Origin of the sequence: Moritella sp. (assembly GCF_033791185.1) — a bacterium.
Lineage (GTDB): Bacteria > Pseudomonadota > Gammaproteobacteria > Enterobacterales > Moritellaceae > Moritella.
This window is the reverse complement of the sequence record NZ_JASJHF010000143.1, coordinates 1-13,877: the sequence shown is the minus strand read 5'-3', so window position 1 is coordinate 13,877 and position 13,877 is coordinate 1. Positions and strand designations below refer to the sequence as shown.

Annotated in this window: 11 protein-coding genes; 4 read left to right on the top strand and 7 right to left on the bottom strand. The window is 41.8% G+C overall.

The annotated features are described in order from the left end of the window. From QNK26_RS08525 to tldD, 3 genes are all read left to right on the top strand, one after another. Positions 1-3,684 (top strand): YhdP family protein (locus QNK26_RS08525; RefSeq protein ID WP_319222222.1); only part of this gene is annotated, 3,684 nt, incomplete at its 5' end. After that, positions 3,684-4,556 (top strand): carbon-nitrogen hydrolase family protein, encoded by an 873-nt coding sequence (locus QNK26_RS08520; RefSeq protein WP_319222220.1) that lies wholly within the window; start codon positions 3,684-3,686, stop codon positions 4,554-4,556. The genes QNK26_RS08525 and QNK26_RS08520, both read left to right, overlap by 1 nt. A gap of 8 nt (positions 4,557-4,564) precedes the next feature. Next, a complete protein-coding gene (gene tldD / locus QNK26_RS08515) occupies positions 4,565-6,013 on the top strand; it encodes a metalloprotease TldD (protein ID WP_319222218.1) in 1,449 nt (482 codons plus the stop codon). Positions 6,014-6,165: 152 nt separating this feature from the next. On the opposite strand, the gene yjgA is transcribed toward tldD, so the two are convergent. Continuing rightward, a complete protein-coding gene (gene yjgA, locus QNK26_RS08510) occupies positions 6,166-6,717 on the bottom strand; it encodes a ribosome biogenesis factor YjgA (protein ID WP_319222217.1) in 552 nt (183 codons plus the stop codon). 125 nt (positions 6,718-6,842) lie between these two features. Here yjgA and pmbA point away from each other — a divergent pair, with 125 nt between their 5' ends. Further along, positions 6,843-8,183: a metalloprotease PmbA gene (gene pmbA / locus QNK26_RS08505; protein WP_319222216.1), complete on the top strand. Its 1,341-nt coding sequence runs from the start codon at positions 6,843-6,845 to the stop codon at positions 8,181-8,183. A 114-nt stretch (positions 8,184-8,297) separates the two neighbouring features. Here the strand turns inward: pmbA and mgtE are convergent, their stop codons facing one another. From mgtE to lptA, 6 genes are all read right to left on the bottom strand, one after another. Beyond that, a complete protein-coding gene (gene mgtE, locus QNK26_RS08500; RefSeq protein ID WP_319222215.1) occupies positions 8,298-9,659 on the bottom strand; it encodes a magnesium transporter in 1,362 nt (453 codons plus the stop codon). 143 nt (positions 9,660-9,802) lie between these two features. Beyond that, positions 9,803-10,666, bottom strand: coding sequence for an RNase adapter RapZ (gene rapZ / locus QNK26_RS08495; RefSeq protein ID WP_319222214.1), 864 nt, complete (start codon positions 10,664-10,666; stop codon positions 9,803-9,805). 201 nt (positions 10,667-10,867) lie between these two features. Then, positions 10,868-11,155 (bottom strand): ribosome hibernation promoting factor, encoded by a 288-nt coding sequence (gene hpf, locus QNK26_RS08490; RefSeq protein ID WP_319222213.1) that lies wholly within the window; start codon positions 11,153-11,155, stop codon positions 10,868-10,870. A 31-nt stretch (positions 11,156-11,186) separates the two neighbouring features. Beyond that, positions 11,187-12,692, bottom strand: coding sequence for an RNA polymerase factor sigma-54 (locus QNK26_RS08485; protein WP_319222212.1), 1,506 nt, complete (start codon positions 12,690-12,692; stop codon positions 11,187-11,189). 50 nt (positions 12,693-12,742) lie between these two features. After that, positions 12,743-13,468 (bottom strand): LPS export ABC transporter ATP-binding protein, encoded by a 726-nt coding sequence (gene lptB / locus QNK26_RS08480; protein WP_319222211.1) that lies wholly within the window; start codon positions 13,466-13,468, stop codon positions 12,743-12,745. 15 nt (positions 13,469-13,483) lie between these two features. Further along, the coding region (lptA, locus tag QNK26_RS08475) for a lipopolysaccharide transport periplasmic protein LptA (protein WP_319222210.1) at positions 13,484-13,877 on the bottom strand (394 nt) is incomplete at its 5' end.

The following is a 13,877-nucleotide window of genomic DNA, read 5'->3' as shown; positions in this document are numbered from 1 at the left end:
CCCGTTTTAATCATTAATACCTTAGACGTAAAGTTTGATGGGTCATTGCCGTATAATTTTGATGTCGAACGCATCAAGATCAGCATTGATTTTTGGAACAGTGTCTTAGAAAGAAAATTACTGGTCGATAATTTGATTCTAGACGGCGTGCAGGTAAAGTTACCACTATCGCCGTTTCAAGATTCAAATGAAACGGACGGTAAGTTTGCTACCCCAGAATTAACTCGTCTTCTTGATATATTCTTCCGTCAACTTACGCATTTCGAATTAACCAACAGTAATGTAAGTGTCATAACCCCTGCAGGCGAAGAAAAGGTCATCCATATTCCTGAGTTTGCTTGGTTAAACCAAGACAACCGCCATCGCGGTGAAGGTTTGGCATATATTAATGATGATTTTGCGGATAACAGTTTGCGCATCATGGTGGATGTCACCAGTGCGCCACATGATTTAACCGATGTCAGCGGTCAGGTTTATCTACAAGCCGAAAACATGAACCTGTCGAATTGGTTTGAAAAGGCGCTGTTTAAGCGCGAAGGTTTAAAGCAAGGCGCACTGAGTTTTGAAAGTTGGATTGATATTAGCAACAATAAGCCGACGTCGGCATTATTACAATTTCAGCCTTCCGAGTTTACTTGGCAGAATGCCAACCTCCAGCAAAGCCTCAATATTTGGGGCGGCGCGTTAGAGTGGCAATTGACCGATGCGGGTTGGCAGCTAGATAGCCATGATTTAGCGCTGGTGACAAATGGCATTGTCTGGCCACAGCTGGATCTGCAAGTCAGGCAGCAAGACAACGAGCTGTTTGCTTTTATTAATCAGGTTGAATTATCTAACTTGGCACCAATTGTAGCCTTGTCACATGATGTTGATGAGAGCTTGTTTGATGATCTTAAAACCCTCTACCCACATGGTTTAGTACGTGACGTTAAAGTGATGTTGCCACTGCAAGATTGGACTCAGTTACGTTATCAGTTACAAGTCGACGGTCTGCAATTACAAAGCTGGCAAGGTTTTCCTGGGATCGAAAATGTCGATATTACGCTGGTGGGTAATTTAAATTCTGGCAAAGTCAGTATTGCTATGCAAGATGCGGTATTAGATCTCAAGCAGCACTTAGACCATGATATTCGGGTTAATCAGTTTTCTACGGAGCTGGTTTGGCAGCGCTATGGGGATCTTGAGTCCACTGATGCTAATCAGCCTCGTGGTATTGAAATTATTGCAGATAAGGTCTTGGTTGATACCCCAGAGCTGGTACTCAATAGTCAATTTTTATTAGACATTCCAACCAATGCCAATCCATTTCTCAGCCTTGCGGGTGATTTGACATTACGTTATGCCAGTAAAGCCTATTATTACTACCCAAAGGCGTATATGGGTGACACATTAATTGACTACCTGCGTGATGGGTTAAAGCAAGGGCATGCGGATAATGGGCAATTATTGTGGTTTGGAGAGTTTGCCAATTACCCATATTCTCAAGGTGATGGCATATTTCAGACTCGGTTAAATGTTGTTGATGCAGAGTTTAAATTTGATCCACAATGGCCAAGTTTAACGGAATTGCAGCTGGAACTATTGTTTCAAAACGATGATTTATTCATGTCATCGCGACAAGGTAATTTGGATCAAGTTGCCTTATCACAAGTCGATTTACAGCTACCTAGCTTAGGGGACGTGAAAGCACTGGGGATTCAGGCTGAATTTAAAACCACAGGGAGCCGTGCTAAGTCGCTTATTGATGTGAGTCCGTTACCGGAAGTGACAGATGCCTTGAACAGCTTACAAGTCGCTGGTGATATAAGCGGTAAACTGGCTATTGTTATTCCCTTTACCGAGGATGAGCTGGTTACCGTCAATGGTGATATTCGCTTACTCAATGACAGTATTTATCTGCCTACGCTAGACCTCACCTTGACCGATGTTAACGGTAGTTTCAAATTTGATGATGCTGGTTTGTTATCTACGCCGTTAACCGCTAAATTGTTAAATGAGCCACTTAACGTTAGTTTTAACAGTACACAGCAACACAATGGTTATCAAGTCGGTGTCGAGTTGGCTGGGAAATGGGCAAGTAAATCGGTAGTTACGGAGTTAATGCCACACTATCAACAATATGTTTCCGGCGATATTGACTGGCAAGGCACATTAAACATGCTGTTTGCTGAGCAAGGCTTGCACTATGAATTTGATATGCAAAGTGATTTAGAGTCGTTGTTAGTTGATTTACCACTGCCATTTGCAAAGCGTGCAAATCAGGCGTGGCCAACGGCTATGTCAGTTGTGGGAAATGATAAACAAGCCCATATTCAGCTCAATGCGACAGACGTACTCTACTTTTCTGGTCAGCTTGATTATGCCGATAAAAAATTAGCCTTAATTCAATCTTTAGTGCAGATCGGTAATGCTGATGATCTACTTATCAGTGATGTCGCCAATGCGGTGGTTGTTAATGTTGATAATCTTGATATTGCCGATTGGCAATCATGGTTTAACGGTCTACCTGATAGTGAACTTGATGTGAGTACAGCCGTTGCACCGCTATCTTCGATTAAGATCGCGGTGGCAAATACATTGTATTATCAGCAGCCATTGACTGATTTAGCGATCTCGGCGAGCAAAGGTTATCGTAACTGGGGAATTGATCTCAAAGCCGATGAATTTAACGGCAGCATTGTTATCCCAGATATTGGCAATGTGAATATCGATTTTGATTATTTATATCTACCCGATCTGGTTTTTACTGATGACGATAACAACCCTGCCGATACCGCTGACTCATCATCAAGTGCGTTGATTTGGCAAGACGTACCTGGTTTTAACTTTAATTGTGACGCCTGTATTTTAGGGAAAATTAATTTAGGTCAGACGTCTGCTAAAGTAAGTAAGAGCCGCACAGGACTGACTCTAAGTACGCTTGATGTCGATATGGAACATTCTACGGTGGCGATGACTGGCCGCTGGTTTACTGATGGACAAGGTAAGCAAGCAACGCAATTACAAGGTGAATTAAAAACTAAGAGTGTTGAAGAGTTTATGACTGGTTTGGGGCTAATTAGTCCTTTAGCGAAAACGCCTGCGGATGTTAACTTTAGACTTACTTGGCAAGATCAACCCTTTCATATTGATGGTGATTCATTAAATGGTCATGCAACGATTAAAACTAAGGCTGGGCGGATATCAAATGTCAGTGATAAAGGCACCCGCTTCTTAAGTGTGCTCAGTCTACAGTCATTAGTGAAACGGTTAAGTTTAGACTTTAGTGATGTGTTTAATGATGGCTTGCCCTATTCTTCTATGGAAGGCTCGTTGCAAATTACTGATGGTGCAATTAATAATAAAGATTTTTTATTGAACTCCAGTAGCGGTAAAATTACCGGTAATGGTTATATTGACTTGGTCACCGATACCATCAATTACAACTTAAGCTTTTTTCCGGATGTCACCTCGAGTTTACCGGTATTGACTGCCTTTGCTGTTACGCCGACAACGGCCTTAGCGGTATTCGCTTTATCTAAGTTATTAGAGCCGGTCGTAGAAGTGGTGACTGAACTTAAGTTTAATGTCAGCGGTGATTTTGAAAACCCAGTGTTTACCGAAGTTAAGCGTAATCAGAAGGAGATTGCAGTTCCTGATAAGTTAATCAATGCTGCAGAGTCGCAAAGTAGAAGGGAAAAATAATGCAATTAGTGGCAATACAAATGACGTCTGGTGCTGATATCGCAGTAAACTTGGCCTATGTGGCTGCGCAGCTGACGCTGATTGATACTAAAATTGCCCCTACGCTAATCTTATTACCCGAGAATTTTGCGTTATTTTCTGATCGTGGCGATTATTTAGCCAATGCAGAGTCATTAGGACAAGGATCTGTGCAGCAGCAGCTTGCAACTTGGGCTAAACAATACCAATGTTGGCTGGTTGCAGGTTCTTTCCCTATTCTTAGTGAGATAGATGATCGTATTTATACCACCAGTTTAGCATTTGACCCCAATGGGGATTTGGTGCAACATTACCATAAGATCCACTTATTTGATGCGCATGTTCCAACTGGATCTGTAACCACCAGTGCTAGCCAAAATAGGACAGCATCAACGACACAAGTATATAAAGAGTCAGATAGCTTTATCGCCGGTGATCGGATTGCAACTTTCACCGTGGGCCACATTACGTTTGGTATGGCAATTTGTTATGACTTACGCTTCCCTGAGTTATTTTGTATGCTCAGAGCTGCTAATGTCGATGTGTTACTGCTGCCCGCTGCTTTTACTTATACAACAGGTAAAGCTCATTGGTTACCCTTGTTACAAGCCCGAGCAATCGAAAATCAATGCTACGTCTTAGCGGCGAATCAGGTGGGTGACCATGGCCACAATCGGCATACTTGGGGGCATTCTGTTATCTTAGACCCTTGGGGTGAGATTCTGGCACAGCAAACATCGGCATGCGGGATTAGTTGTGCGCGATTAGACAAACATAAGTTAGTACAAGTTCGTACTGATATACCTATTTTACAACACGCGCGCTTTACGGCGAGCTTGAAAAATAAAGAGTAACAACTCAAATGAGATTTGAACAAGTCGAAAATTCAATTTTACTGCCAGCCGATTTAAACGTCGATAAGCTGCACAGCACTCTGTCATTATTGATGGGCAATCAGCTTGATTATGGTGATCTTTATTTTCAAGCTTGCAAGCATGAATCTTGGGGTCTAGAAGACGGTATTGTTAAAGAAGGTTCGTTTAACATTGAGAAAGGTGTTGGCGTACGTGCCGTATCGGGCGAGAAAACTGGCTTTGCTTATTCTGATGAAATTAGTTTAAACGCCTTAACCCAGTCGGCGAAAGCGGCACGTGGTATTGCAGCAAGTGGTGGTGAAGGTAAAGTAAAAGCCTGGAGCAAACCCCAAGGTAGTGAAATTTATCAGCCACTCGATCCATTGGCGAGCATGGAGAGACAGCGTAAGATTGACTTATTACATGAAATTGATGTGTACGCACGTTCATTAGATACACACGTAACGCAAGTGAGCGTGAGCTTATCTGCAGTATACGAAGAGATATTAGTTGCAGCAACGGATGGCACGTTGGCGACCGATATACGTCCATTAGTACGTATGAATTGTTCTGTGTTGATTGAGAAGAATGGTAAGCGTGAACGCGGTGGCGCTGGTGGCGGTGGTCGTTATGGTTTTGATTACTTCTTAGATGATGTCGATGGTACACAACGTGCATTTAGCTATGCAAAAGATGCGGTACGTCAGGCATTGGTAAATATCGAAGCAATCGAAGCGCCTGCTGGTGCGATGCCTGTGGTACTTGGTGCTGGTTGGCCGGGAGTATTATTACATGAAGCGGTAGGCCATGGTCTTGAAGGTGACTTTAACCGTAAAGGCACGTCTGCTTACGCGGGTAAAATTGGTGAACAAGTCGCGTCGTCGTTATGTACGATCGTGGATAACGGCACCTTAGCCAATCGTCGTGGTTCTTTGAATATCGATGATGAAGGTACTGTCACGCAGAATACCATGCTGATTGAAAAGGGTATTTTGAAAGGTTACATGCAAGATAAGCTTAACGCCCGTTTAATGGGTGTTGAGTCAACCGGTAACGGTCGTCGTGAATCATTTGCACACTTACCGATGCCGCGTATGACTAATACTTACATGTTACCAGGTGAACATACACCTGAAGAAATTATTAGCACGGTAGAAAAAGGTATCTACGCGCCTAACTTTGGCGGTGGTCAAGTTGATATTACTTCAGGTAAATTTGTATTCTCTGCATCAGAAGCGTATTTAATTGAGAATGGTAAAATTACCACACCGATTAAAGGTGCTACCTTGATCGGTAATGGCCATGAAGCAATGCAGCATATCTCGATGGTTGGTAACGACCTGGCACTAGATAAAGGTGTTGGTATTTGTGGTAAAGAAGGTCAGAGTGTGCCTGTCGGTGTCGGTCAACCGACACTGAAACTAGACAGTATGACTGTGGGCGGCACTGGTGGTTAATTTACTGCTCGTGTATTGATTAGATAAAAATTCGAGAATTTAATAAAAATAAAGCCCTAGCAAGTATATAAATGACTTGTTAGGGCTTTATTGTTTTTACCGTGTAACTATCGGTTTAACGAGCGTTAGATATTATCGCAATGCAGTAATATTTACAGACCAGCAATCTCACGTAGGTGTTTAAAGATCTCTTTGCTTGGTTTAGCTGCTTTAAGCGGCTTTTCAGCTTTAATTTCTTTATTCACTTGGCGGATAAGTAGACGTAATTTCTGACGGTCAGCATTTGGATAGGTTTCTATTAACGCTGTGATCGCAGTATCACCACCGGCAATCAGTTCATCACGTACTATTTCTAGTTTCGCTAATTCAACTGTTGCTTGGTTATACTTATTGGTGATCTTATCGTATGCCGCTTGGATTGGCTCAAGACCGTCGCTACGCATGATTTTGCACATGTACGATAGATGTCTGCTGTAAGCATCAGTACGTACAACAATTTTTCTTGCTGTGACGATTGCTGCAAGCATCTCTTCTGAAAAACCCATCTTGGCAATTTCAGCTTTACTGAGTAAAGCGATAGCGCCAGCGAGTTTCAGTGTCTTGGCAATTTCAATTTTATTTTCTGCACGACTTTGATATAGCTCGTCGTCTTCAGCGCGTCGGTAAGACTTTTCACTGGTAATATTTCGTTCTCTTACGCTCATAATATTCTTTTTCAAAACGATTGATATGTTAATTGTATCAGTTTATTGCTAATTGCGCAGTTGCTGCAGGAATTTTTATCACATCATGGTATGCTAAATCCAGTATAACTAATTGAAACGAGCCCATGAACTTAAAACAGCAAATTACATTAGAACAAAATAAATTGGAATTAGCCGTTACTCAAGCACTCGATATCGCTAAAAAAGCGGGCGCGAGTGCTGCTGAAGTAGCTATTTCACGACAAACGGGTTTGTCTGTGAGTACTCGCATGGGCGAAGTTGAAAATGTGGAGTTTAACCATGATGGTGCATTAGGTATCTGTGTATACCGTGGCCAACGTAAAGGTAATGCATCCACATCGGATTTAAGTGAAGCTGCAATTAAAAGTACCGTTGCGGCTGCGTTAGATATTGCCTTGCATACTGCTGAAGATGAATTTGCAGGCTTGGCTGACCGTGATTTGATGGCATTTGACCCTGAAGATTTAGATTTATGTCACCCGATTAAGATTGAACCTGAGTATGCCATTGAACAAGCTTGCCTGACGGAGCGTTTAGCATTAGCGCAAGATTCGCGTATTGTGAACAGTGAAGGTGCGTTTACTAGCCATAGCAGTATTAAAGTATATGGTAACAGCCACGGCTTAGTGAATGGTTATGCCAGTACGCGTCACAGTATGAGCTCGGTATTGATTGCAGAACAAGACGGGGCAATGGAACGTGATTACGGCTACTCAATGGCCCGTGACGCAAGTAAGTTGTGGACACCTGAACAGATTGCTACCGAAGCCGTTAATCGTACTGTAGACCGTTTAGGCGCGCGTAAGATTGATACCTGTAATGTGCCAGTGATTTTTCACCATGATGTTGCTAGCAGCTTGATGGGTCAACTTGTTATGGGAATCAGTGGTGGTAGCTTATATCGTAAATCATCATTTTTGCTCGACAAGTTAGGTGAACAGATCTTCCCTGAGTGGTTGAACATTCAAGAGCGCCCACATATTAAGGGTGGTTTAGCGTCATCTATGTTTGATGCTGAAGGTGTACGTACTAAAGATTTAAATGTCGTTGAACAAGGTATCTTAAACAGCTACTTATTAACCAGTTACAGTGGCCGTAAATTGGGTATGCAAACCACAGGTCATGCTGGCGGTATCCATAACTGGAACGTAACAGGTAAAGGCGAAACATTAGGCCAGCTTTGTCGTCAAATGGGCACTGGCTTGTTAGTGACTGAGTTGATGGGACAGGGCGTTAATATAGTGACTGGCGATTACAGCCGTGGTGCATCAGGTTTCTGGGTTGAGAACGGTGAACTGCAATATCCTGTACATGAGATCACGATTGCCGGTAACTTAACCGATATGTTTAAAAACATTGTTGCAGTAGGTAACGATATTGATGTTCGCAGTAGTATTTTGATGGGCTCTACACTGCTAGAGTCGATGCAGATCGCGGGTAACTAGCACTTAAATTTAAAAATATTGAATGTAAAAAGCCGGTGTTGTAATACACCGGCTTTTTTATTTATCAAATTATGGTTATATCGAACGGCTATCGATTAATGACTGAAGCGCGAGTTAAGCGCCGTAAACCAGCGTCGCCATGCCTAAGAAGGCAAATAGGCCAACCACATCGGTAACTGTAGTTAATGCCATACCACCTGCTAATGCTGGGTCGATATTGTATTTTTTCATTACCAGCGGGATCACGACGCCAGCCAGTCCACCCATCGCCATATTAATAAACATCGCGCCACCAATGATCAGTCCCAGTGACGGGTCGCCTTTCCATAGCGAGACAATGATCGCGATAGAGATTGCCCAAATGGCACCATTTAGCGCCCCTACCGTGGCCTCTTTACCAATTAACCAACGGCTATTATCTTCGTTAATATGACCAACAGCCATACCACGGATAACCAGCGCTAAGGTTTGATTACCAGCAATACCACCCATACTTGGTACAATGGTCATTAAAATAGCCAGCGTCGCCAATTGTTCTAGCGTCGCTTCAAACATATTCGACACGGATGCGGCAGTTAAGGCGGCAATTAAATTTACCCCCAGCCATAATGTACGACGTTTGGTACTTTGTATTACGGGGGCGAAGGTATCTTCATCGTCATCCATACCGGCCATACCCATCATGTCATGTTCGGCATTTTCACGAATAATATCAACTACGTCATCAATAGTAATACGACCGAGCAGCTTCCCCTCATCATCAATTACCGGAGCTGAGATCCAGTCATGACGTTCAAATAATTTGGCCACTTCTGAGGTATCAAGCGTGACAGGTAATGTTTCTGCTTCGCGATCCATTATAGTGCTGATGACGCTATTTGGATCTGTGGTTAATAACATGGCTAAAGGCACATCACCGATTAAGCGATCATCTTTATCGACCACGTATAAAGTATCTGTGGCTTCAGGTAATTCCCCGCGTAAACGGATATAACGCAAGATAACATCGACAGTCACATCAGGTCGTAACGTGATGGTATCTGTGTCCATGATACTACCAGCCGTATCTTCTGGATAAGCCATCGCGGTTTCTAAACGATGACGATCTTGGGTATCCATTTGGGTGATAACTTCTTGATAGATACTATCTGGTAGACTACGGAGAATGTTAGCTAAATCATCGGTATCTAAACCTTCTGTCGCTGCAACTAAAGATTCGGTATCCATGAGCTTAAGAATACTGGTTTTAGCATCTTCATTGAGCTCATCAAGGATTTCACCTTGTATTTCAGAGTCGGTTAATCGCCACAGTACCTTACGGCCTGCTGGTGGCGATGATTCCAATAATAAGGCGATATCACAAGGGGGTGTTTGGTAGAGCATTCGTTTAACGTGAACAAACATGCCACTATCAAGTGCTTCATTCACTTCGCTTAAACGTAGGTGTGTGCTTTCATGCTCCATCTTTTCTGGCATATGTCGTCCCCATTCTTAAAATACTACAGCAAGACCTTGCTTGCTGGCGCGTCGCAATTCTAGCTTAATCTCTATTTATAATCAGTATTAACAATAAATTATAATAATTAACTATATAGATTGTTAATGGCATGGCTAAGTGGCTAGCTAATTTTATGTTTGTTTTTTTCTAACGTTTGGTGACGAGTCTGTACCACACGATCTTGTAACTTAAAGCTTTTCGCCAGTTGTTCAGCAATGAATACGGAGCGGTGTTGACCACCCGTACAACCAATGGCGACAGTTACATAACTGCGATTATTTTTTTCTAATAGCGGTAACCAAGTGGTTAATAGATTTTCAATCTGTAGAATAAAACTCATCACATCAGCCTGTTGACTTAAGTACTTAATGACTGGCTCATCGAGACCTGTATACGGTTTTAATTCTGGGATCCAATGTGGATTTGGTAAAAAACGCACATCAAATACATAATCGGCATCCATTGGTAGGCCATGTTTAAAGCCAAATGATTGGAATACCAGAACTAGTTGGTTATTTTTCTTACCTAAAATACGCTCTTTGATCTGTTCGCTAAGTTCGTGAATATTAAGTTCAGTAGTATCGATTTTTAAATCTGCGAGCAAGGCTAAAGGGCTTAAACGTTTTTCTTCTATCTCAATCGCTTGAGAGAGGGATAGTTGGTCTTTGGTTAACGGGTGAAGTCGTCTCGTTTCGCTGTAACGTTTAATAAGAACCGCTTTATTGGTATCAAGGAATAAACTCGTTAGTTCAGTACTGGCTTTTAGTTCTGTAATAATATCGTTTAATTCTTTCCTGTCAGTCGGTAAATTACGCACATCAATACTTACTGCCACTTTTTCAGTTTTGGCGTTTAAGGTTTGTAATAGTTGCGGTAGTAATGTAACGGGCAGGTTGTCTACGCAATAGTAGCCTAGATCTTCAAGTACCCGTAATGCGATTGATTTACCGGATCCTGATTGACCACTGACAATTATTAATTTCATATTCTGTCCTCACATCTGCGCAGCTCATACATCGTGACTAGAGCAAAAATTAGGTTGCTAATTTTAAATCCATAGCGATATACAATAATGGGTTCATTATCCCGCAATTGATTTGGATATGATATGTTTTAATTATGGCAGAAGGGTGAATACCTAAAGGAAATGGTGTTTTCCTTTAGGTTCTTTGTGGTGGGACTTAAATTAATGGCGAATTAATTTCTCTTTATGCTTAATGACTTGGCGATCTAGCTTGTCCATTAAGCCATCGATGGCTGCATACATGTCGTTATGTTCATGTACGGCAAAGATTTCACCCCCGTTCAAATGTATTTTGGCTTCTGCGATTTGGAGTAGCTTTTCGACATTTAAGATCACATGGATATTGTTAATGTGATCGAAATGCCGTTCTAATTTGGAAAACTTGCTATCAATGTAATCTTTCAGTGAATCTGTAATTTCTACATGTCTACCGGTTAAATTAATTTGCATATATGTCTCCCTTATGAAGGTTTTGTGAGTACTATAAAAGACTCTTGCGCTGATTAGATGGCGGTATACTCAGTGCTTCTCGGTACTTTGCGATTGTACGTCTAGCTACCTTAATACCTTGATCAGCAAGTAAATCAGCAATCTTACTGTCACTTAATGGTTTGCTGGTATTCTCTGCTGCGACCAATTTTTTAATTAATGCACGGATAGCCGTTGATGAACACTCGCCACCATTATCCGTACTGACATGGCTTGAAAAGAAAAACTTCAATTCAAAAATACCTCGCGGCGTATGCATAAATTTCTGCGTTGTTACACGCGAAATCGTTGATTCGTGCATCTCCACTTCTTCTGCAACGTCATTGAGCACCATCGGTTTCATGGCTTCATCGCCATAGTCAAAGAAATCTATCTGACGTTGAACAATACTTTTCGTCACTTTTAATAATGTATCATTACGACTTTCTAGACTTTTAATAAACCATTTAGCTTCTTGCACGTGTGTTCGAATAAATTGTCCATCACTGCTATTACGGTTACCTGTCGAAAGATTAGAATATTCATTGTTCACTTTTAATCTTGGCACAATGTCAGGGTTTAAGTCGACTATCCACTGATTATTTTTTTTCTTTACCAATACATCTGGAATAACATAGAGTCCTTCCGTTTGGTCAATGACATTACCAGGCCTTGGTTCCAAGCTTTGAATTAGCTGCATGACCTCTTTAAGCTGCGGTTCTTTTAATTTTGTTTTACGGCTTAATTGACGGTAGTCGCGATTGCCCAATAAATCCATATGAGATTTAATTATTTGCTGACATTCTGTTAACCAAGGGGTATTTTCCGGCAAATGCTGGAGTTGGATCAATAAACACTCTTGCAATGAGCGAGCTGCAACACCGATGGGATCAAAATGTTGAATACGTTTTAATACCGCCTCAACTTCATCTAATTCAATGTATTCTTCGTTGTTGTCATGACCTTCAGCGGGGGCGATATCGACACTACTGAGGATCTCTTCACAACTTTGATTAAGGTAACCATGGTCATCAATGCCATCAATAATGGCAACGGCAATGGCACGATCAATATCCGAAAATGGGGTCAACTCCATTTGCCACATCAAGTGTTCGTACAAGCCTTCGCTAGTTTCACCTTGATAAACTTGATCGAGTCCATCAATGCCTGCTCCACCACTACTGTGGTTTTGGATTTGTGGCGTATAAACATCATCCCAATTACTGTCATTGGGTAATTCATCTGGCATGGAGTCGCTGGCAAGCGCATCGCTGACTTCAATTTGACTGCTGTCGGTAAGCGTATCCTGATTATTGCCGTCCTGAGGGTCATTACTCTCTGCATCGTTAGCAAGCGATTCATGAGGATCTTCTTGTTCTAGTAGTGGATTGCTATCTAGTGCTTCTTGAATCTCTTGCTGCAACTCCAAAGTCGATAATTGTAATAATCGAATCGCTTGTTGTAACTGTGGCGTCATTGCCAGAGATTGGCTCATACGAAGTTGTAATGATGGCTTCATCTAACGACTACTCTCTCTCTTCCTTAATGCGGTTACGTATCAATATCAAACTATAGTCGGAATTGATCTCCAAGGTATACTTCTTTTACTTTTTCGTTGGACAGGATCTCTTCAGAAGTCCCAGAGGCGATCAAGTGCCCATGGCTCACAATATAAGAATGTTCACATACATCGAGTGTTTCACGCACATTATGATCGGTAATTAATACCCCTAAACCGCGATCACGTAAGTGCTGAATGATTTTTTTAATGTCGCCAACAGAGATTGGATCAACACCAGCAAACGGTTCATCTAATAAAATAAATTTAGGGTCAGCTGCTAATGCTCGTGCAATTTCAACCCGACGACGTTCACCACCGGATAGACTCATACCTAAGCTATCACGGATATGGGTGATATGAAATTCTTCTAGCAGTTCTTCTAACTTTTCTTCACGCTCGAAACGGCTTAGCTCTGAACGTAACTCTAAGATCGCCATGATATTTTTAGTAACCGATAAACGACGGAAAATAGAGGCTTCTTGTGGTAAGTAACCAATACCTTGCTGTGCGCGAATATGCATAGGTTCATGGGTTAACTCTTGGTCATCAATAAAGATTTGTCCGTGGTCTCGTTTCACCAAGCCAACAACCATATAAAAGGTGGTTGTTTTACCTGCGCCATTTGGCCCAAGCAAACCAACAATTTGTCCTGATTCGACTTCGAGACTCACATCTGAAACAACTTTTCGTTTGTTGTAGCTCTTTGCTAAGTGTGATGCTTTTAAACGGGCCATATGAATTTATTTACTCTACTTAGTTTTGTTGTTTTCAGGAGTGAAAATAGTGATCACTCTATCGGATTCATTGTTGCCGCTTTCAGCTATCATTTCTTGCTTGTCAATTTGATAGATGATCTTATCACCTTTGACTTCGCTATCAGCTTGGCGTAGGCGTGCATTTTTTGATAACGTCAGGCGCTTTTTGCCGAGTTCGTAACGGATCTCATTTGATTCCGCATTGATTTTTTTCCCGTCATCAAGCTCTTGATAAAAAGTGGCTAATTTACCCGTGGCGATCATCACTTCGGTGCCTTTTTCGCCCGAACTTAATACCGTTAGTTTGTCCGCGTGAATTAATATCGTACCTTGAGTAACCACCACATTATCATAAAATATGACACGATTCTCTTTAATGAACACTTCT

Excerpts from the sequence above, each read along its gene's own strand:
- QNK26_RS08520 (WP_319222220.1), top strand. The coding sequence starts at position 3,684 with ATGCAATTAGTGGCAATACAAATGACGTCTGGTGCTGATATCGCAGTA.
- tldD (WP_319222218.1), top strand. The coding sequence starts at position 4,565 with ATGAGATTTGAACAAGTCGAAAATTCAATTTTACTGCCAGCCGATTTA.
- yjgA (WP_319222217.1), bottom strand. The coding sequence starts at position 6,717 with ATGAGCGTAAGAGAACGAAATATTACCAGTGAAAAGTCTTACCGACGC.
- pmbA (WP_319222216.1), top strand. The coding sequence starts at position 6,843 with ATGAACTTAAAACAGCAAATTACATTAGAACAAAATAAATTGGAATTA.
- mgtE (WP_319222215.1), bottom strand. The coding sequence starts at position 9,659 with ATGCCAGAAAAGATGGAGCATGAAAGCACACACCTACGTTTAAGCGAA.
- rapZ (WP_319222214.1), bottom strand. The coding sequence starts at position 10,666 with ATGAAATTAATAATTGTCAGTGGTCAATCAGGATCCGGTAAATCAATC.
- hpf (WP_319222213.1), bottom strand. The coding sequence starts at position 11,155 with ATGCAAATTAATTTAACCGGTAGACATGTAGAAATTACAGATTCACTG.
- QNK26_RS08485 (WP_319222212.1), bottom strand. The coding sequence starts at position 12,692 with ATGAAGCCATCATTACAACTTCGTATGAGCCAATCTCTGGCAATGACG.
- lptB (WP_319222211.1), bottom strand. The coding sequence starts at position 13,468 with ATGGCCCGTTTAAAAGCATCACACTTAGCAAAGAGCTACAACAAACGA.